The organism is Dyadobacter psychrophilus (assembly GCF_900167945.1).
GTDB lineage: Bacteria > Bacteroidota > Bacteroidia > Cytophagales > Spirosomataceae > Dyadobacter > Dyadobacter psychrophilus.
Map to the genome: position 1 here is coordinate 343,320 of NZ_FUZA01000003.1, position 21,640 is coordinate 364,959.

Here is a 21,640-nt window from a genome sequence, read left to right on the forward strand (position 1 = left end):
ACAATCCGTTTTTATCGAAGTGCTTCCGAATCCTTACGTGCAGAATATCGAGTTTCCGACGGATCTTCCACCCAAATATTATCACGAGTATTTCAGCTACGTTCTGGAATTTGTCAGGAAGCGTTATGCCCATGTTTTGAATGAAAATGAGCTGCGTTTTTTGAATGATTACGACTCGCTTTCTGAGGATGCGCAATGCTTGTTTATCCGTTTCAGCAACCGCAGCAAATCATTTTTCAGGGTAAACAACCTCTCCTATTCCGAAATAAATGACCTGCCGGCTGTGTTAAATGAGCTTTTGGAAAAAGATTTCATTGAGTCGCTTTGTGACGCGCATGAAGTTCGTTTCGCGGAAATTATGGAGCTTTTCACCAAGCCGGAACATTTGCTCTTTACAAAGTTGCTTGAACCGGACATTATGCCTTCGAAAAGCATCAAAAAGCCCGATCTGGTCCGCTGGCTGATGCATGAATATGATTTCAAAACACTTTGCGAGATCATTACTGCGCACGAACCGGTTGTAAAAGTGTCCTACGAAGCGGAAGTGATGGTGATGAAATTTCTGTTTTTCGGCAACAGAAATGCCGATATGACCGAGTTTGTGATCCGCGATCTGGGCCACGTGCGTTTTAATTCCTTTGACGAACAACATCTGGCCATTCAGTTCGACACCCGGAAAGATGTGGACGATACATTAATGGTGTCGCTGATGAAGGAAACTTTCGACGAGCTTAAGACCGATCTGCCGCCAGAGGATATTTTCGACTGGTTTATGAACTGGCACGTTGGCAGCGGAACTGGATTAAGCCCGAAAGCCATTCCATCATTCAACATGTTCATTCTCAGAGTAAGCGCCTGGCTTGAACGGAAGAAAATGCTGTCGCAGGCGCTGAGTATTTACCAGCTTACCAATGATGCCCCGGCGCGAGAACGACGTGTTCGTTTGCTTTATAACCTGGGTGAAATTGATGAAGCGCTGGCGCTTTGTGAGGAAATAGCAGAAAATCCGCAAAATGCGGACGAGCGCTATTTCAGCATGGATTTTTACGAAAGGATCAAAAATAAAAAGAGCCGGATCATCAAGCGCACGACGCAGGCGCTAAAAGCTGCGGAAGCCATTGAAGTGCCGATCATGTATCGTTACCAGGTGGAATTGGGTGCCATACATTATTATAGAGAACGCGGTTATCAAGCATTTTTCAGTGAAAATGAGCCTTGGCGGACGTTATTCGGGCTGCTGTTTTGGGACGCGATTTATGACACCAACGTGCAGACCATCCACAATCCACTGCAACGTGTCCCCACCGATTTTTTCCTTCCCGATTTTTATTTTAAAAGAGCCGATCGACTTAAAGAAAGGTTGCAAGCAGCGCATTCCAAAGAAATTATCGAAGAGCTGGTGACGCAGACTTACATGGAAAAATACGGCATTACCAATGTCCTCGTGCCCTGGTATGAGGGCGCTTTGGAAAAAGTGCTCGTATTAATTTCACTTTTAAGCCCAGAGCAGATCCACTTAGTCATGATGGAAATTGCCTTAAACTTGCGGGAAAACACACGCGGCTTCCCCGATTTGCTGGTTTGGAATGAAACGGAATATGCATTTATTGAAATCAAATCACCAACGGATCACCTGTCGTCCAGGCAGTTACACTGGCAGCATTTCTTCAAAGAGCACAATGTGCAAAGCCGCATTGTCCGCGTGAAATGGCTGAAAGACGAAGTTTCAATCGATCTCGAAACTGGCGACAACGGGTAAGTGATCGGAAGCGTATTTTTCATCAATCACCTTTGTATCAGCACCTTTCAATTTACTTCCTTTCTTAAACATGATGAAGTCAATTGTTTTATTGGGCATTTCAACGGGAATCGTGGGCTTGCAATCGGAGCAGGTTCGGGTAAAATATTTATCGGAATAAGCGATAACCGGGCTCTCGGGAACAGCATTAAAATCACCTGCTAAGATCATCGGAAGTTCTGTCTTACCCAGCTTTTCCATGATCGTTTCTGCTTGCAGGAGACGGTTAGGCTCTTTCAAGCCCAAATGCGTGCTGGCGAAAATGATCTTTTGCTTGTTGGGCAATGTAACAGTAATTGCAGCGACTGTGCGGTTTTCTTCGGGTTTGTCGGCATGGATCGGCAATGCATATCTTACAGAATCTTCAATCTGATATTTGCTCAAAACAGCAACGCCATAATCTCCCCCCTGGTGGTCGATGGCTTTGGAAAAATAGAATTTCATGCCGGTTAATGCCGCCAATTGCTGCGCCTGGTTTTTTCCTTTGCCTGAACGTTCCGTGTTAACATCCACTTCCTGCAATGCTACAAAATCGGGTTTCTCGGCAATAATGACCTTTGCGATGGCTTCTACATCAATTTTGTCCCCGGCGGACGGCGGGTTACAATGGTGAATGTTGTAAGTCATCACCTTAAACTTGAATTTCTTAACGGGTTTATCCGGCCCCGCTTGTGCAAATACAGCGACAGCAAGCAGGATAAGCAGACTAAAAAGGCTATTTTTCATAAAGAATTTAAGGATTAGGATATGGAAGACCCAAAAGTAGTGGATAGATTTAAATCCAATCGCTATCATTACACATCAATTAACTAAGCTTAATCAAATGATAAAGAAAATACTGCTAACCGCCGCGCTCATGGCCGGTTTCGGGATGTCCTTCGCGCAAACTAAACCGGAGGATGTGAAAACTTTCACATTGGAAAACGGCATGAAATTTCTCGTGCTGGAAGACAAATCCATTCCCAATGCGAACATGTATCTGTTCTGGAAAGTGGGTTCGCGCAATGAGGTGCATGGCATTACGGGCTTATCCCATTTCTTCGAGCATATGATGTTCAATGGTTCCAAAAACTTCGGCCCGAAAGAGTTTGACCGTTTTATGGAAGCCAACGGCGGTTCCAATAATGCATATACCAGTGAAAATGTAACAGTCTACACCGACTGGTTCCAGAAAGATGCCTTAGAACCGATCTTCAAACTCGAATCCGACCGCATTGCCAGCTTATCCATTGACCCAAAAATGGTGGAAAGCGAACGCGGCGTGGTGCTTTCTGAACGCAGTACGGGCTTGGAAAACAGCAATTACAGGCTCATAGGCGAGCTTGTACAATCCGTTGCATTTCAGGAACATCCTTATATGTTTCCAGTGATTGGCTTTGAATCCGACATTAAAAGCTGGACGCAGGAGGATTTGGAAAACTATTTCAAAACTTACTATTCACCTAACAACGCGACGGTTGTGGTGGTTGGCGATGTCACTTTGGAACAGGTCAAAAAAATGGCTGACCAATACATGGCGCCTATTCCGGCAAGAGGTTTGCCGCCTAAAATCAGGACGGTTGAACCGCCGCAAAACGGTGAAAGACGCGTTACGGCTTACAAAGACATTGCGACGCCGAACATTCTGATGGCCTACCATGTGCCGGAAACCAAACATGAAGACTTCTATGCACTGGATTTATTAAGCAGCTTATTAACCTCCGGGAATTCTTCGAGACTTACCAAATCGCTGGTAATGGATTCCACAATAGCGACCAATGTTTCCAGTTTTACAGACCAAAGTTTCGATCCTAGTCTGTTCATCATTTATGCCATTGCTGGGAATAATGTTAGCGCGCCAGATCTGGAAAAGGCAATTGATAATCAAATAGATATGGTGATTAAAAACGGCGTGAAAGATGAAGAACTTCAAAAAGTGAAAAACCAGAAGCTGATGGAATTCTATCACACACTGGAAACTATTAACGGAAAAGCCAATAGTCTGGGAAGTTATGACGTGTTTTTTGGGGATTATAAAAAGATGTTTGAAGCGCCGGATTTGTATAAAAAGGTGACCGTGGAAGACATTAAGCGCGTTGCCGCCAAGTATTTCACCGACCGCAACCGTACCGTCGGTTATCTGATTCCCGAGAAATCTAAATAACATCCTCTTCAAACCGACATTCATTCATAAAATTTGAGATATGAAAAAGATACTATTTGTGTTCCTGGCGCTGCTCACGCTTTCAGCCTCAGCACAAAACAATTTTAAAGTGCCGCCTTTCGAGAAATTCAAGCTTAAAAACGGCCTGACCGTTTTCCTGATGGAGCAGCACGAAGTTCCGCTGATCAATGTTTCGGCCGTTTTCGATGCGGGTTCTATCAATGATGGCGAGCGCTACGGCCTTGCAGGCATTACTGCCGATGCATTGCTTTTTGGCACTGAAAAATATACAAAACCGCAGATCGAAGAAATGACCGATTTCGTAGGCGCAAGCATTAACACCTACGCAGCCAAAGACTTAGCCGGTTTGACCTCCTCTTTTGCTGCCAAGGATCAGGAAAAGCTTTTTGACATTATCCAGCAAGTGATCATGCACCCGGTTTTTGACAAAACGGAATTTGACAAGCACAAGCAACGCCTCACGCAGGAATTGGTCAGAGAAAAGGAAAGCCCGCGGGCCGTGATCAACGCCTATATGAATGCATTCATGTTCAAAGACTTCCCCTATGCAACACCTGGCGGCGGCACGCCCACGACCATTGAAAAACTTTCAGCAGCAGATGCAAAGGCTTTTTATGAAGGAAATTACACTTCCGGACGCGGCGCCATCGCCATTGTAGGTGATTTCAAAGCAGCTGATATGAAGAAAAAAGTGACCGCAATGTTCGGCTCCTGGAAAACAGCGCCTTACCGCATGGTGAAACGCGTCGCCCCCGATCTGGAATTTGACAAAAGCCGTGTATTGCTGGTTGACAAGCCCGATGCAAGAGAAACAACTTTCCTTATTGCAGGCAAGGGAATCGATTACAATTCAGCGGATTATGTGCCCGTTCTGGTCGTGAACACTATTCTTGGCGGCCGCTTCACTTCCTGGCTGAATGATGCATTGCGTGTAAATTCAGGACTTACTTATGGCGCAAGGAGCAGTTTTACCCGTTACAAATTCGCAGGAACATTCTCGATCAGCACATTTACCAAAAACTCGACAACGGTTCCGGCTGTGGATATGGCTTTGCAGGTTTTAGATAGTTTACACAAAACTGGCATCAATGACGAAATACTGAAATCGGCCAAGGCATACGTAAAAGGCAGTTTTCCGCCCGCATACGAGTCCGCTGGCGCATTGGCCAGACTGCTCACTGACATGCACATTTACAATTTCGACGAAAATTACATCAACACATTTCAGGCAAAAGTGGACGGCCTGACGACCGAGCAAACCAAACAAATAATCGCGACTTACTTCCCCAAAGACAAGCTGCAATTCGTTATGGTAGGCAAGGCAAGTGAAATACGTGATTCGGTCAAGAAATACGGCGAACTGACCGAAAAGCAGATCAAGGCGGATGGGTTTTAGTATAACTAACATTGCCGGGGCTTTTATGCAAGTTGGCAGCCAAACAAGAAAAAACAAAACCATTATTATATGAACAAACTGTTGAAAACCTGTCTCTTTGCAGCCGCAGCCTTTACGAGTCAGACCGATCTTTTAGCCCAGGGAAATGTTTACACAAATCCAATCGGCTTGCAGGCATACACATTCCGTGGGAGCTGGGACAAAGGGATCGAAGCGACATTGGACACAATCAAGTCATTGGGCGTTACTGAAATGGAAGGCGGCCCGATCAAAGGGATGACAACCGAAGAGTTGCGCAAGCAGCTGGACAAGCGTGGCATTAAGATGGTATCGATTGGTGCCGATTACAACAAATTGGCTGAAAGCAGCGAACAGACGATCAAAGATGCAAAAGTCTTGGGTGCCAAATATGTAATGGTTGCCTGGATTCCTCATAAAGGCAAATTTGACCTCGAAACAGCTAAAAAAGCAGTCGCTGACTTCAATAAAGCGGGCAAAGAACTTAAAGAAGCTGGCATTGAGCTGACTTACCACAACCACGGCTACGAGTTCGAGCCCTATGAGGATGGAACATTGTTTGATTACATCGTAAAAAACACAAACCCTGAGTATGTCAATTTCGAAATGGACGTGCTGTGGACCGCTTTCCCTGGTCAGGATCCGGCAAAATTACTTCTTAAATATCCTACACGGTGGAAGTTGATGCACTTGAAAGATCTCAAAAAAGGTGTCGTAGGCAACCTGTCAGGCGGCACGCCAACCACGAACGATGTGGCACTGGGAACCGGCTCCATCGACATTCCGGCCACTTTGAAAGCCGCTAAAAAGGTGGGTATCAAGCATTATTTTATTGAAGACGAAAGTCCTTCGTATCTAAAACAAATCCCTCAGACGATCGCTTACATCAAGGGTATTAAGGAATAGCAGTAACTCATTAGTCTTTCTTTAAAAGTATACAAACTATCTGTGGACTTGTCTGCGGATAGTTTTTTACTTTGCACCAAAAAAGAATCTTATGGAACCAGCATTATTAAATCAAGTCCCGTCGCTGGATTTGGCAGATTTCACCTCAGGAAATACTGAACAAAAAAAGCAGTTTGTGGCTGACCTGGGTGAGGCCTTTACCAACATTGGATTTGTAGCAATAAAAAATCACGGCCTCAGCGATACATTACGGAACGAGCTTTATGAAACGGTAAAGCAGTTTTTTGCGCTGCCGGATGAGGTCAAAAAGAAATATGAATTCGCTGAATTGTTTGGGCAAAGAGGTTACATTGGTAAGGGAAAAGAAACCGCAAAAGGATTCAAAGTGGCTGATTTAAAGGAATTTTACCACATTGGCCAACCTGATCCCATCGGCAGTATGCCTTCCAACATTTTTCCCGAAGAGCTGCCCGAGTTTGAAAAATATACATTAGAGGTTTACCACACATTTGAAAATGCCGGAAAGATGCTTCTGCGCGCCATCGCGATATATCTGAATTTGCCCGAGGATTATTTTGAAGACAAAATCAAAAACGGCGACAGCCTGCTCCGTGCATTACATTATTTCCCAATCCCGAACCCCGAACTAGTGCCGGAAGGAGCAGTGCGAGCGGCAGCACACGGCGACATTAACCTCATTACATTGCTGATGGGAGCCAGCGCTGAGGGATTGGAAGTGCTTCGGCGAGACGGAGAATGGATTGCTATCACCGCGCTTCCGGATCAGATTGTGGTGAATGTAGGCGATATGCTGGACAGGCTTACAAACCACAAATTGAAGTCGACCATTCACCGGGTGGTAAATCCGCCGCGTGAAAAAATGGGCACGTCGCGCTATTCAATCCCGTTTTTTATGCATCCACGCGCCGATATGGATCTTACGAGTTTGGAAAGTTGTGTGTCGCAAGAGTTTCCCAAATTATATACTAATATGACCGCGGGAGAATTTCTGGACGAACGATTGAGAGAACTGGGTTTAAAAAAATAACCTGCAAAACGCTTGGCCCATCCTCCTATCCGCCGCTTTCGCTACATCATTTATCTGATGGACATCCTCTTGCTGTCCGTAACCGCTTTTGGAGGCCCACAGGTGCATTTAATGATGATGATTGAAAGGCTGGTTCGGAAGAGGCGATACATTACGGAAGAAGAATTGCTCGAATTACAGGCGTTATGCTCGGTTTTGCCCGGCCCAAGCTCCACGCAGACGGTCACCGCCATCGGGCTGAAAATCGGAGGACAACCACTTGCTTACCTGACACTGATTGTGTGGTCGCTGCCTGCAATGATCCTGATGACGATGGCCGCCATCGGCATTCATTACCTGGAACGGCATTCGATTTCTTTACAATTCACGAAGTTTGTAGGACCTATGGCGGTGGCTTTTTTGATGTATGGAGCTTCTTCCATCGCCCGAAAAGTCATTCATAATACGCAGGGCTGGTCGTTTCTGATCATTTCCACGATCCTCGCTTATATGTACCCATCGCCTTACATGACCCCCGTGCTCATTATCACGGGAGGCATTGCGGCTTCATTGAATTTCAAAAAACATGAGGTAATGGAAAAAGGGCCCATCCGGATTTTATGGAGGCCTATAATTTTCTGGATATCAGTTTTGATTGCGGCCGCGATCGTTGGTAAGGTTACCAATTCCCTTCCTGTCAGGCTTTTTGAGAACTTTTACCGGAACGGCAGTCTGGTTTTCGGCGGCGGCCAGGTTTTAATTCCCATCCTTTATAACGAGTTTGTGGAATTTAAACATTACCTCACCGATCAGGAATTTCTGGCAGGGATGGCCTTAACGCAGGTTGTGCCGGGGCCTGTTTTCTCCATTGCGACATTTGTAGGTAGCATTTCGCTGCAATCAGCTGGCATACCCGGGCAAATCATAGGCGGTTTTGTTGCAACAGCAGGCATTTTCCTTCCGGGAACATTCTTCATCTTTTTTGCCTATCCGTTTTGGGCTCAACTTAAAAAATACAGAGGCATACGCGCCTCCCTTGAAGGCATTCACGCCGCCAGCTGCGGCCTCACCATTGCCGCAGCCATCTCTCTGTTCCAACCCATGATGAATCACTGGCAACCGCTATTCACCGTAATCTGCACAATCCTCGTCCTGACCTTTTCCAAAGTGCCTTCTTACGTAATTATTATTGCCGGGCTGGTGCTAGGGCTAGTATTTTGAATAAACACTTAATGAAAATCGTTTTGATGGCAGATCTAATTCTTATCCTTATCTTTACGTAATAGCCTTTAATCTCTTAAAAATGCTTTTAGAGCTGGACGACCAAATTATTCAAAGCACCGGGCTGAGCCAGGAGCAGCTCCGGGTTGAGCTAGCTGTACAACTGTACGAGCAAGGTAAAATTACGGTCGGCCAGGCTGGCAGAATGACATCAATGGGGTCTATCCAGTTTCAGCAGGAACTTGGAAAAAGACAGATTCCATCCAATTATGACAAAGATGATTTGGATGCTGATCTTAAAACACTCAGCAAATTGTTTCAGTGATTGTAGTCAGTGACACTTCGGTAATTAGTGGTTTGTTGCAGTCCGGCAGCTTGCACATTCTTCAAAAGCTTTATAAAAATATCGTAATTCCAAATGAGGTTTTTATTGAACTAGGGCAACTGGACAAAGTGCTTTTTACTCAACTTTTCAGTGACTGGATTGACATCAAGCATGTACATGACAGCAAACTTTTACATAAGCTTTCGACTCTTCTTGATCTTGGCGAAGCAGAAGCTATTACATTAGCAAAAGATTTAAACGCGGATATTTTGTTAATTGATGAGAAAAAGGGCCGTGCTATCGCAACACAGCTGGGCATCAACATTACTGGCATATTAGGGATACTCATCGAAGCAAAGCGTCAAAATCATATTGCAGAAATCAAGCCAATTATCCAGACATTGACTGAGAAAGCAGGCGTCTGGTTTAAGCCAGACCTTATCAGAGAAGTTCTTACCAGGGTTAATGAAATATAATAATCAAGAATCGCATATATATTACGAATGAAATATTCCTATCTCCTACTGCTCTTAATAATCCTTTTTTCTTCAAAAGTTTCCCAGGCCCAGATCAGCGCGCCGCCGGCTTTTTTGAACCAAAATCAACAATGGGTCGATTCGGTTTTTGCTACTTTGACGCCGGATGAGCGGATTGCGCAGTTGATCATGGTAGCGGCGGTTTCGGATGTAAAAAGGGCTGTGATTGACCCTAAAACGAGTAATCCAACTGTTGTTGAGAAGTTGATCAGGGAAAATAAGGTGGGCGGGATTGTGTTTTTTCAGGGCGGGCCGGTTCCGCAAGCCAGGTTGACAAACTTTTATCAATCCATTTCCAAAGTGCCGCTCCTGATCGCAATGGATGCAGAATTCGGATTGGCGATGCGGATCGATAGCACGGTGAGATATCCCTATCAAATGACGTTAGGTGCGATCCAGGGCAGCAATGACCTGATTTATGAAATGGGCGCGCAACTTGCCAAACAGGCGCGGCGCCTCGGAATGCACATTAATTTCGCACCCGTTGCTGACGTAAATAACAATCCGGATAATCCGGTTATAAGCTTCCGCTCTTTTGGCGAAAACAAATACAAAGTCGCAGACAAAGCCGTGGCTTACATGAAAGGAATGCAGGATAATGGCTTGTTAACCAGCGCCAAACACTTCCCGGGACATGGCGACACGGGTGTCGACTCCCATTATGACCTTCCATTAATCTCACATAATACGAACAGGCTGGATTCTCTGGAATTGTATCCTTTCAAAGCACTGATCGCCAGTGGAATAAGCGGAATGATGATTGCGCATTTGAGTATTCCTGCACTTGACAAAACACCCAATTTGCCTTCAACACTTTCAAAGCCTATTGTGTCTGACCTTTTGAGAAAACAGCTTGGATTTGACGGGCTGATCTATTCAGATGCGATGAATATGAAAGGCGTTACCAAATATTTCCCTAATGGAAGGGCCGATGCCATGGGCCTGGAAGCTGGAATGGATCTGCTGGAATTTACGGAGGACGTTTCGAAGTCGGTTGCTGAGATTAAGAAAAGCATTGCGGAAGGAAAAATAACACAAGCAGAAATCGATGCACGTTGCAAAAAAGTGCTGCAAGCGAAAGCATGGGCTGGCCTGAATCATTATAAACCAGTTGACCTCAACAATTTATACAAAGACCTGAATCCAAAAGCCGCAGAACTCACAAACCGCCTTTTGACCGAAAAAGCATTGACCGTGCTCAAAAACGATAAGGATTTATTGCCATTGCGCGATCTGGACACGCTAAAAATTGCTTCTATATCATTAGGCGCGGACACGATCACGGCATTCCAAAATACATTGGGCTTGTATACTACTGTTGAACACTTTTACATTCCTGCCAAAGCAACCGAAACGCAAGTTGCAGCGTTGCGCGAAAAGTTGAAAGCATTCAATTTGTTATTGGTTGGCGTTCATTTAGGAAGCATTTCACCGCGAACCAATTATGGATTAACCGAACAAATGAGTGCGGTTTTACAGGAGTTGATCGCTTCCAATAAGGCTGTCGTTTCTATTTTTGGCAATCCTTATGCATTGAACAAAATTCAAAAGCCAGAAAATGCACGCGCATTGTTAATGGCTTATCAGCTAACCCCTTATACGCAGGATCTTTCGGCGCAGTTGATCTTTGGAGCAATTCCAGCTCAGGGAAAACTGCCGGTTACTGTAAATGCACAATTTCCATACAACGCCGGCATTGAAACACCTACCATAGGCCGATTGAAATATACAATTCCGGAAGAACTTGGACTTGATTCTGAGATCATTACTTATAGAATTGACTCCATCGCAAATGTTGCGCTTACCCAAAAAGCAACGCCGGGCTGCGTAGTGCAGCTGGCAAAGGATGGTAAAGTTTTTTTTAGAAAGGCTTACGGAAAACACACTTATGAAGGAAAGGCGAATGTGAAATTGACAGATCTTTACGATTTGGCTTCTGTAACCAAAATTACGGCTTCCACACTGGCATTAATGAGTCTTTGGGATCAGAAAAAATTTGATCTGGAAGCTTCGATGAAAGATTACTTGCCAGATTTTGAAAATTCCAACAAAGCAGACCTTCAATGGCGACGCGTTCTGACGCATAGCGCTCGGCTGAAAGCATTTATTGTTCTTTGGAAAGAAGCGCAGCATGCTGACGGCTCGTGGAAAAGGAAGACTTTCAGTACGAAACAGTCCAAAAGATATCCGACTTCAGTGGTTGGCGACAGCCTTTTTATTTTCAAAAATTATGATAAAAAGATCTTCAAAGCCATTCGCGATTCTCCTTTGAATGAAAAAGAGGGTTATGTGTACAGCGACCTTTCATTTATTCTTTATCCGCAGATCGTGAAAACATTGTCCGGCGAGAATTTTGAGGATTACCTGAAAAATCATTATTACCATAAACTGGGCGCAAATACATTAACATTCAATCCAAAACGTTTTTACAAGCTGGAAGACATTGTTCCAACAGAGCGCGATACGTTTTTCAGGATGACGCAATTGCACGGCCAGGTTCATGACGAGGCTGCTGCGATGCTGGGCGGATTAAGCGGACATGCGGGTTTATTTGGGGATGCCAATGATGTGATGAAAGTTTGGCAAATGTATTTGCAGCAGGGCTATTATGGCGGTGAGCAATTACTAAGCAAGGACGCGCTGATCGAGTTCACGCGTTACCAGTATCCTGAAACGGGAAGTCGTCGCGGGATTGGTTTTGACAAGCCTACATTCAAGTACTCTGGAAATGCGCCGAAATATGCGAGTCCGTCGAGTTTTGGGCACACGGGTTATACAGGTATCATGACCTGGGCGGATCCGGCGTGGAAGCTGAATTATGTTTTCTTATCCAACCGCGTTTACCCTACAAGGGAAAATAATAAGATCTCGCAGCTTAATATCCGTACAGCGATCATGGACGTGGTTTATCAGGAATTGTTGAAAAAAGTAAGTCCCGAAGCGACGGCAGGACTCTGAGAACTTCCTACATTTGCAAGATTCACAAGTTCAATTATGGCGCAACATTATCGGTTCGACAAAGAAAAAGCATCCCGGCGGCCTGGCGTCACGCCGCTGAAAGATGCTATTGACCAAATGCTGGAAAAATACCGGCTGCGCAACCGCTTCGATCAATCTTACGTTGTTGCGCATTGGGACAAAATCATGGGTTCCGCGATCGCAACCCGCACGAAAACCGTTTACATTAAAGACAGGACCCTTTTTTTACAAATAGAATCCGCGCCGTTACGAAACGAACTCTTCCGCGCCAAAGCCAAGATCATCGAGCTGATCAACCGCGAAATGGGTTCGGATCTCCTGGAAGAAGTGGTTTTTATTTAGGGTAAACTCTGCTATCTTTAAGCTCCGTTTAAATAAAAAACACATGACAACACTATTCATAAACACCGAAGATCAAACTGTTTTAAAAGCGGTCAAAGCGCTTTTAACGGGTTTCAAAGTGACATTTGAGGAAGCTTCTGATAAAGAGTATGATCCTGAATTTGTGTCAATGGTTCAAGAAGGTGAAAAGCAAATCAAGGCTGGTAAAACAGTCAAACTGAAAGAGGGTGAAAGCATATGGAATCTCGTATCTTCGAAATAGAATTTACGGAACTCGCTCTTCAACATTTAGCATTCTGGCATAAATCTGGTCAGAAAGCGCACATTAAAAAAATTGAACAACTGATTCGGTCCATCAGAGAAACGCCCACTACGGGAATTGGAAAACCAGAACCTTTAAAACATCAGCTTGCCGGAAGATATTCCAGGCGAATAGATCAGGAACATAGGATCGTTTATAGAATTGGAAATGATACAGTTTTTATCATTTCCATGAAGGGTCACTATTAGCCAGAAAGCAAGCCATTACTGCGAATGAATAAAATCAACCTTCCTCCCTTCCTTAAACCCGGTGATAAAATTGGCATTGTGGCTCCTGCCAGCGTTTTGAATTATGAGGATATTTTGCCGGGGATTGATATTTTCAGGAATGAATGGGGACTTGAAGTGATTGAGGGCGAGACTTTAAAAACAGCTTCGAACCAGTTCTCAGCGTCTGACGATGTGCGTCTCACCGATCTGCAATCGATGTTGGATGATCCTTCAATAAAAGCCGTCATTGCTGCCCGTGGCGGTTATGGTTGTTCCCGCATCGTGGATCGGCTCAGCTTTGATCAATTTCTGAAAAATCCAAAATGGGTCGTGGGTTTCAGCGACCTTACCGTAATCCTTTCCCGGCTACTTGGCCTAGGTTATGCAAGTTTGCACGCACCAATGGCTAAGTCAATCACAACTGATGGGGCGGATCTGGCCAAAGAATCGCTCAGGCAAATGCTTTTTGGCAAAATGCCGCATTATACTGTCGAAAAACATGATTTGAACAGACTCGGAACTGCAAGCGGCCAAATTGTTGGCGGTAACCTTTGCCTATTGGCGCATATGATCGGGACTGAAACGGACGTGGATACGGACGGAAAAATCCTTTTTATCGAAGACATTAACGAATATCTCTACAACCTGGACCGCATGATGATCCAGATGAAACGGACTGGAAAATTCGACAAACTAGCCGGCTTGATCGTGGGACAATTTACTGACATGAAGGACAATAACAGCCCGACATTTGGTAAAACTTACTACGAGATCATTCAGGAACACATTGCGGAGTTTGACTATCCGGTTTGCTTTGATTTCCCGGTAGGCCACGTTGGCGATAACCGTGCAATGGGCGTTGGCATGGAAGCTGTGTTGCATGTTACAAACGAAGAAGTCTCCTTCCAATTTGCAACTCCCAGAATTTAATCATCCCTTATGGACACATTTAATGATAAAGTCGTCTGGATAACCGGCGCGTCATCCGGGATTGGGGAGGCGATAGCGCTTGCATTTGCGAAAGAGGGCGCTAAGCTCGTGCTCACAGCACGACGTGAAGAGGAGCTGCAAAGAGTGAAACAGCTATCCGGATTACCGGATGTATCTGTGTTGGTGCTTCCATTGGACGTCACCCAATTCGATAAAGCCCAAGGCGCTGCCGAGCAGGTGATTGCACATTTCGGCCGTATTGACATTATGGTGCACAATGCCGGTGTCAGCCAAAGATCTTATGTAAACGATACGGCGCTGGATGTTTACCAGAAGCTGATGAATGTGAATTTTTTCAGTACGGTGGCGCTTACAAAGGCTGTTTTGCCTTACATGGTGAAGCAAAAAAGCGGACATTTTATAGTTATCAGCAGCGTTGCAGGTAAAATCGGCACGATTATGCGATCGGGTTATAATGCTGCAAAACATGCATTGCACGGGTTTTACGACTCTCTGCGTGCAGAAGGTTACAAGGATAATATCAAAGTAACGACCATCTGCCCAGGTTACATTCGCACCAACATTTCACTGAATGCTATGGATGCTTCTGGAAGTAAATTTGGCAAAATGGACTCTAATCAGGCAAAAGGAATCCCTGCCGAAGAATGTGCACGGCGAATTTTGGAAGCGGTAAAAAAGGACAAAAAGGAAATTTACATTGGTGGACTAAAAGAAGTGGCCGCCATTTATGTAAAGCGTTTTTTACCAAATCTGCTTTTCGATCAGGTCCGCAAGAACATTCCGGAATAAACTGATTATTTGCTTTTCGCTTTCTTAACGTCATTTGTTTTAGCCATTTGCAAATAATCTGTTGCCAAACGGCTCAGCGAACGAACACCTAAAACCAGGCTGCTTTCGTCCACATAAAAATCAGGCGTGTGGTGCGGAGCTGCTTCTTCTATTGACTTCCCTTTTGGCATTCCGCCCAGAAAAAAGAAAAACCCAGGCACTTTTTGCTGAAAATAGGAGAAATCCTCAGCCCCGGTTTTAGCCGGAATTAGAGACACATTGCCTTTTCCCGCCACATTGTCCAGCGTCCCGATCATTTTTGCAGTTAATGCTTCATTGTTGAATGTCACAGGATACATGACGTTGATATTCACCTTCGCTGACGCACCTGCACTCTCCGCAATGTTGGTTGCAATCTCGTTCATACGCTTGTGCACATATGTATGCATGCCCTCGTCAAATGTGCGGATCGTGCCTATCATTTTGACACTTTCCGGAATAATGTTCTGTCGGATTCCGCCATTCACAGCACCAACCGTTACCACCGCCGGTGCCTGGGTAAGGTTAAGGTTGCGGCTCACAATTGTTTGCAATCCCATGATGATCTGTGAAGAAGTCACAATCGGATCGACGCCGGACCAGGGATAAGCACCATGCGTTTGCTTTCCCTTTACATCAATGCTGAAAAAATCAACTGCCGCCATAGTCGCTCCCGGCTTGTAGGCAATCTTCCCGACCTCTATCAAGGCATCAATATGCAGCCCGAAAATGGCCTCAACCGTTGGATTTTCAAGTACGCCCTCTTTCACCATCAGTTTAGCACCGCCCTCCTCCCCTTCCGGAGCGCCTTCCTCGGCCGGCTGGAAAATAAACTTAACCGTCCCAGGAATTTCGTTCTTCATTCCCGCGAGCACTTCCGCAACACCCATCAGGATTGCGATGTGCGTATCATGGCCGCAGGCATGCATTACGCCCGTTTTTTGACCATTATAATCAACATTAACAGTCGACTTAAAAGGCACATCCACGCGTTCGGTAACAGGCAAGCCATCCATGTCCGCTCTCAGCGCCACAACCGGCCCCGGCTTCCCACCTTTCAGCAACCCCACTACACCCGTATGCGCTATGCCGGTTTGCACTTCCATGCCCAATTGCTTGAGGTGATTTGCGACTTTCTCAGCGGTTTTGAATTCACGGTTCCCTAACTCCGGATTCTGATGAAAATCCCGACGCCATTCAACCAGCTTTTTTTCTAGTGATTGTGCCTTCTGATCAATTGAGGCGGGCAAATTGGATTGTGCGTGTAATTGCATACATGACAAAACAAACGCGAACGGGAGTAGTTGTTTGAGCATAATTGAAAGGACAAGAAAACTTTAAATTATTGGAATAATCCTATACAAAAAGATCTTAGTTAACGGTTTGGAGCGAATAAATTCTAAAAAAATATAATTTAGATTCTTCTTGTTTACATAAACGTATATGGATAGCGTCAAACTAATTAGCCATTTACTATTCTTAAAACCAGTTACCTGTAATGATACGAAAAAGTTAAAGAAAGCACCTTATTGTTAACAAATATATAACAGGAATGGAATTTTTAGAAAAATCAAACATTTAAAAAATCGCAAAAAATGCCCTATTCCAGGTATAAAATTCGCCGAAAACATAGGGGATACCAAAGTTTATTTTGAAAATTTGCAATTAAAAGGTTGTAATGGTTAAACTAATAATTATTTTTGCAACATTATGTTAACATAACAAATCTAACTCTTTTAACACGTATGAGGAAGACTCTATTAACCCTACTGGGATGCTTGCTGCTATTGACCGCACAGGTATTTGCCCAGGATCGCGCCGTGACCGGTAAAGTCAGCGCTGAAGACGGCTCAGTGCTGCCGGGTGTGAACATTTCTTTGAAAGGTACTAATCGCGGTACCACCACCAACGCCCAGGGAGAATTTTCGATTAATGCAGAATCGAGTTCTACGCTGGTATTTAGCTTCATCGGTTTTCAGACTCAGGAAGCCGTAGTAGGAAGTCAAACCACTATTAACATTTCTCTTAAGAATGATGTAAGCCAGTTACAGGAAGTTGTTGTAACGGCATTAGGCCAGGAAAGAAAAAGAAATGAGTTGGTTTATGCTGCCCAGCAAGTATCGGCTGAACAGATAACCCAGGCAAGGAACCCAAGTCTTATGAATGCCCTTTCAGGTAAAGTTGCTGGTCTTGATATCAAAACCAACAACAACATGGGCGGTTCAACAAACGTGATCATTCGTGGTTACAAATCCATTACAGGTAACAACCAGGCGCTTTTCGTAATTGACGGTGTGCCTGTTACCAACGCTAACACGAACACTACTGATCAGCAAACAGGTCGCGCAGGAACGGATTACGGTAATGCTGCATCAGACATCAACCCTGATAACGTTGCCTCTATCAACGTATTGAAAGGTGCTGCTGCAACTGCACTTTACGGTTCACGCGCTTCAAACGGTGTGATTTTAATCACTACCAAACAAGGTCGTAAAAACAGCTTCGACGTTACAGTTAACAGCGGTGTGACCTGGGGTAAAATTGACAAATCAACATTTGTTAAATATCAGAAGGAATACGGTGCAGGTTACGGTGGCAACGGTTCTGCCGATCAGTTCTATCGCGGTGACCTGGGTTCAGGCGAAGGCGATATCGCTGTTTTCGATGCAGATGCTTCGTTCGGAGCGAAATTCGATCCGAGCCGCATGGTTTATCAGTGGGATGCCATCGACCCGTTCTCTCCCAACTTCGGAAAAATGCGTCCATGGGTTGCGGCTGCTAACGGACCTGACAAATTTTACGAAACTGCGGTAAACTCTAACCAAAGCGTGAGCATCACCGGTGGTGGTGACAACTCAACTTTCAAGGTAGGTTTTACAAGAAATGATGAAAAAGGAGTTTTGCCAAACAGTAAGTTAGGTAAAAACCTTTTCAACTTCTCTGCTTCTTATGATCTGACTAAAAAACTAACTGTTTCGGCTAACGCCAACTACTCACAAATTAAAGGTATGGGTAGATATGGAACGGGTTACGATGGTAAAAACCCTAACCAGCAGTTCAGACAATGGTTCCAGACAAACGTTGATCTTTTGGAACAAAAAGAAGCTTATTTCAGAAACGGACAGGATGTAACCTGGAACTGGGGTGACCCAACAGCGCCAATCGATCAGAACGGCCCGATTTATTCTGAAAACCCATACTTCTCTCGCTACAAAAATTATAGCAATGACAGCCGTGATAACTTCTTCGGTTACACACAAGCGGTTTACAAAATTGCTCCCTGGGTTGACCTGACAGGCCGTTTTGCTTACAATGGCACAAATGACATGCAGGAAGAAAGAATTGCTTTCGGAAGCGCAGGTCCTGCGGAATACAGCAGATTTAACCGTTCGTTTAACGAAACCAACCTAGACGTTATCTTCAATTTCCGCAAGGCGATCACAAAAGATATCAACTTCTCCGGTTTATTAGGAGGAAGCATGCGTAGATCAAAAGAAACCTCTATCCGCGCAAAAACCAATGGTGGAATGGTTGTTCCTGACCTTTACTCTCTTGGAAACAGTGTGAACCCGATTGAAGCACCAAGCGAAGTTTACAGAAGAATCGGTGTGGATGGTATCTACGGACAGGCTTCTTTCGGTTACAAAGAACTGGTTAACCTTGATTTGACTGCAAGACAAGACAAATCGACCACGCTTCCATCCGGAAACAACACGTATTTCTACCCTGCGATCGGTGCTAACTTCAACTTCTCCAACCTGGAAATGTTTAAGACACCTTGGTTGACAATGGGTAAATTGAGCGCTAACTACGCTGAGGTAGGTAATGATGCACCTTGGGGTAGCGTTCTTGACGTATATGACAAACCAACTGGTATCGGTTCTGTTCCATACTTTACATTGCGTAACACGAAGAACAATCCTAACTTGAAGCCTGAGCGCACTAAAAACCTTGAATTCGGTCTTGAAACTGCATTCCTGGATGATCGCGTAGGTTTTAACATTACTTATTACAAATCGAACACGCTGGATCAAATCCTTCCTGTAACGATTAGTGCTGCAACCGGTTATGCATTCCGTTATGTAAACTCAGGTGAAGTAGAAAACAAAGGGATTGAAATCTCTGCATATGTAACGCCGATCAGAACCGCTGATTTCTCGTGGACAGTGAATGCCAACTTTGCACGTAACAGAAATAAAGTATTAAGCCTTTATGGAGACGTACAAAACGTACAAATCGCAGCACCTCAGGGTGGTGTTACTTTGAACGCAGCTATCAAGAAGAACCCGGACGGATCGGTTGAAGGCCTTCCATTCGGTATCATTCGCGGTACAAACTTCGTTTACCACGAAAATGGACAGAAAATCGTAAGACCAAATGGTCTGTATCAGGCATCTGCCAGCTCTGCGGAAGTTATTGGAAATCCAAACCCAGACTGGATCGGTGGTTTGAGCAATACACTTAAATACAAATCCGTTTCGTTAAGCTTCCTGCTTGATGTACGTCACGGCGGAGATGTTTGGTCACTTGACCAATGGTATGGTGAAGGAACAGGTTTGTACCCGATCACTGCCGGTTTGAACGAAAATGGTGTTGAGAAAAGAGCTCCTGTTGCACAAGGCGGCGGTGTTTTATTCCCAGGTGTTCAGGCTGATGGTTCTCCTAACACAGTTCGTGCTGCGAACGTAGACGGAAACGGTGCAACTGCATACGGATATCCAGGAAACCCTCCACGTGCGATGTACATCTACGATGGTAGCTATGTAAAATTGAGAGAAGTTGCCTTGACTTTCGGTGTCCCTCAGTCAATCGTTACTAAACTTCGCGCATTCAAATCAATCGACCTTTCTTTGATCGGACGTAACCTTTGGATCATCCACAAAAACATGGAATACTCTGATCCGGAAGAAGGATTGGGTTCGGGATTATCTAACGGTGCAGGTGGATACCAAAGCGGTGCATACCCGGCTGTAAGAAGTTATGGTTTCAATGTTAAATTCCGTTTCTAATAACCAATATGAAAAAACTAATCATTTTCTTTCTACCCGTTCTCCTGCTGACCGCTTGCGTCGACAGTCTGGACGACTACAACGTAGATCAGAAACGTGCCACGGTTGTTCCACCGGTAACACTTTTCTCGAATGCACTGAAAGGCCTGGCAGATACATTGACCAGCCCAAACGTAAACGTAAACAACTATCGTTTATACGTTCAACATTGGTCTACAACGACTTATCTTGATGAGCCAAGATATAACCTGACTGCGCGTACAATTCCACAGGCTTTCTGGCAGGGATTATACAAAGGTGTAATTTCCGATTTGACCGAAGCTAAAAGATTGGTAAATGAGGATGCGCTTTTGGGTGCTCCATCAAAAGAAGTTCAATTGGCTCAAATCGAGATCATTGAAGTATTAGCCTGGGCTGACCTCGTTAACACTTTTGGAAACATTCCTTATACAGAGGCAATGAATCCTGAGAACCCGTTGCCTAAGTACGACGATGCAAAAACGATCTACGACGACCTGCTTGCACGTTTGGATGCGGCTTTGCCAAAGCTGAACACAACAGGAACTCCTTTCGAGGACGGTGACCTGCTTTACAAAGGCGACATTGCATTGTGGAAAAAATTCGGAAATTCTCTGAAACTGAAGCTGGCAATGATCATTGCGGACAGCGATCCGGCAAAAGCAAAAACAATGGTTGCACAAGCTGCACCTAACGTGTTTACTTCTAATGCTGATAAAGCTGCATTCCCTTACATTGGTACGCCTCCAAACTACAATCCAATTGCACAAAACCTGAATCCATTGTATTCTACCCGTCAGGATTTTGTTGCTTCGGAAACATTGGTTAATCCAATGAATGAACTGAACGACCCAAGGAGAGAGCAATTCTTCACAGCGGTTGGTGGTAAATACGTTGGAGGAAAATACGGAATGCTGAACACTTACTCTGCATTCTCTCACGTAGCAGACAAAATCATTGAGCCAGATCTGGAAGGTTTGCTGCTTGACTATTCAGAAGTTGAATTCTTGCTGGCTGAAGCCGTTGAAAGAGCTTTTATTACTGGTTCTGCTGCTGATCACTACAACAAAGCTGTAACTGCTTCTATCACTTACTGGGGTGGAACACCTGCGCAAGCAACAGCTTATCTGGCACAACCAAAAGTGGCTTATGCAACTGCCGCAACCAATTGGAAAGAGAAAATCGGTTTCCAGAAATGGATCGCTCTTTACAACAGGGGATGGGAATCATGGGTTGAATGGAGAAGATTGGATTACCCGAAATTGCTTCCTCCATCAGGCGGAAACGTTCCAGCGGGACTTGCCATTCCAGTTCGTATCATCTACCCAATCAACGAACAGACATTGAACCCAGCTAACCGTGAAGCGGCTGCCGGCGCAATTGGCGGTGACCTTGCAACGACTAAGCTTTGGTGGGATAAGTTCTAAACAGACTTAACTACATACACAAAAAAAGGGGACAGATTGTCCCCTTTTTTTGTGCCATATTTTTGACAAATACAACGTGAAGCGCTAAAAATTTGGAATAATACCACCAGCATAAAATATAATATACGGAAACTGCTAACCAGACAAAATTTTAATTTAGAAAAGGTGACTTATTAATTGCAATT

18 protein-coding genes are annotated in these 21,640 nt (G+C 44.6%); 16 read left to right on the forward strand and 2 right to left on the reverse strand.

The features are described from left to right. The first annotated feature begins 19 nt into the window (after positions 1-19). On the forward strand, positions 20-1,759 hold the full coding sequence (locus B5X68_RS15265; protein WP_082215607.1) for a VRR-NUC domain-containing protein: 1,740 nt from the start codon (positions 20-22) through the stop codon (positions 1,757-1,759). Here B5X68_RS15265 and B5X68_RS15270 read toward each other — a convergent pair. Further along, positions 1,727-2,524 (reverse strand): endonuclease/exonuclease/phosphatase family protein, encoded by a 798-nt coding sequence (locus B5X68_RS15270; protein ID WP_082215608.1) that lies wholly within the window; start codon positions 2,522-2,524, stop codon positions 1,727-1,729. The two genes, B5X68_RS15265 and B5X68_RS15270, sit on opposite strands and share 33 nt — an antisense overlap. A 97-nt stretch (positions 2,525-2,621) precedes the next feature. Here B5X68_RS15270 and B5X68_RS15275 point away from each other — a divergent pair, with 97 nt between their 5' ends. The 13 genes from B5X68_RS15275 to B5X68_RS15335 all read left to right on the forward strand — a co-directional run bounded on the left by B5X68_RS15275 (position 2,622) and on the right by B5X68_RS15335 (position 14,983). Continuing rightward, positions 2,622-3,941 carry a M16 family metallopeptidase gene (locus B5X68_RS15275; RefSeq protein ID WP_082215609.1) on the forward strand — a complete coding sequence of 440 codons (1,320 nt, stop codon included), beginning with the start codon at positions 2,622-2,624 and terminating at the stop codon, positions 3,939-3,941. Positions 3,942-3,981: 40 nt separating this feature from the next. Further along, the gene (locus tag B5X68_RS15280) at positions 3,982-5,358 is read left to right on the forward strand and encodes a M16 family metallopeptidase (RefSeq protein ID WP_082215610.1); all 1,377 of its coding nucleotides are present in this window, start codon (positions 3,982-3,984) and stop codon (positions 5,356-5,358) included. 69 nt (positions 5,359-5,427) lie between these two features. Beyond that, positions 5,428-6,282, forward strand: coding sequence for a sugar phosphate isomerase/epimerase family protein (locus B5X68_RS15285; protein WP_082215611.1), 855 nt, complete (start codon positions 5,428-5,430; stop codon positions 6,280-6,282). Between the two features lie 91 nt (positions 6,283-6,373). After that, positions 6,374-7,330 (forward strand): isopenicillin N synthase family dioxygenase, encoded by a 957-nt coding sequence (locus B5X68_RS15290; RefSeq protein ID WP_082215612.1) that lies wholly within the window; start codon positions 6,374-6,376, stop codon positions 7,328-7,330. Between the two features lie 57 nt (positions 7,331-7,387). Beyond that, positions 7,388-8,530 carry a chromate efflux transporter gene (gene chrA, locus B5X68_RS15295; RefSeq protein ID WP_082215613.1) on the forward strand — a complete coding sequence of 381 codons (1,143 nt, stop codon included), beginning with the start codon at positions 7,388-7,390 and terminating at the stop codon, positions 8,528-8,530. Positions 8,531-8,612: 82 nt separating this feature from the next. Further along, positions 8,613-8,855: a UPF0175 family protein gene (locus B5X68_RS15300; RefSeq protein ID WP_082215614.1), complete on the forward strand. Its 243-nt coding sequence runs from the start codon at positions 8,613-8,615 to the stop codon at positions 8,853-8,855. Beyond that, complete coding sequence (locus B5X68_RS15305; RefSeq protein WP_170916660.1) at positions 8,852-9,331, forward strand: PIN domain-containing protein; 480 nt, start codon at positions 8,852-8,854, stop codon at positions 9,329-9,331. The genes B5X68_RS15300 and B5X68_RS15305 overlap by 4 nt, the downstream gene beginning before the upstream one ends. A 27-nt stretch (positions 9,332-9,358) precedes the next feature. Next, positions 9,359-12,349: a serine hydrolase domain-containing protein gene (locus tag B5X68_RS15310; RefSeq protein ID WP_082215616.1), complete on the forward strand. Its 2,991-nt coding sequence runs from the start codon at positions 9,359-9,361 to the stop codon at positions 12,347-12,349. 36 nt (positions 12,350-12,385) lie between these two features. Beyond that, a complete protein-coding gene (locus B5X68_RS15315) occupies positions 12,386-12,712 on the forward strand; it encodes a DciA family protein (RefSeq protein ID WP_082215617.1) in 327 nt (108 codons plus the stop codon). A 43-nt stretch (positions 12,713-12,755) separates the two neighbouring features. Next, positions 12,756-12,974 (forward strand): DUF2683 family protein, encoded by a 219-nt coding sequence (locus B5X68_RS15320; protein WP_082215618.1) that lies wholly within the window; start codon positions 12,756-12,758, stop codon positions 12,972-12,974. Continuing rightward, positions 12,950-13,222 carry a Txe/YoeB family addiction module toxin gene (locus tag B5X68_RS15325; protein ID WP_082215619.1) on the forward strand — a complete coding sequence of 91 codons (273 nt, stop codon included), beginning with the start codon at positions 12,950-12,952 and terminating at the stop codon, positions 13,220-13,222. The genes B5X68_RS15320 and B5X68_RS15325 overlap by 25 nt, the downstream gene beginning before the upstream one ends. A gap of 24 nt (positions 13,223-13,246) precedes the next feature. Further along, on the forward strand, positions 13,247-14,173 hold the full coding sequence (locus B5X68_RS15330; RefSeq protein ID WP_082215620.1) for a S66 peptidase family protein: 927 nt from the start codon (positions 13,247-13,249) through the stop codon (positions 14,171-14,173). Positions 14,174-14,182: 9 nt separating this feature from the next. After that, positions 14,183-14,983, forward strand: a complete 801-nt coding sequence (locus tag B5X68_RS15335; protein WP_082215621.1) for an SDR family oxidoreductase — start codon at positions 14,183-14,185, stop codon at positions 14,981-14,983. A gap of 5 nt (positions 14,984-14,988) precedes the next feature. Here the strand turns inward: B5X68_RS15335 and B5X68_RS15340 are convergent, their stop codons facing one another. Beyond that, a complete protein-coding gene (locus tag B5X68_RS15340) occupies positions 14,989-16,275 on the reverse strand; it encodes an amidohydrolase (RefSeq protein WP_229208434.1) in 1,287 nt (428 codons plus the stop codon). Positions 16,276-16,746: 471 nt separating this feature from the next. On the opposite strand from B5X68_RS15340, the gene B5X68_RS15345 reads away from it, so the two are divergent. Beyond that, complete coding sequence (locus tag B5X68_RS15345) at positions 16,747-20,010, forward strand: SusC/RagA family TonB-linked outer membrane protein (RefSeq protein ID WP_082215623.1); 3,264 nt, start codon at positions 16,747-16,749, stop codon at positions 20,008-20,010. Between the two features lie 8 nt (positions 20,011-20,018). After that, entirely contained in the window at positions 20,019-21,455 is a 1,437-nt protein-coding gene (locus tag B5X68_RS15350) for a SusD/RagB family nutrient-binding outer membrane lipoprotein (protein ID WP_082215624.1), read from the forward strand. Positions 21,456-21,640: the final 185 nt, after the last annotated feature.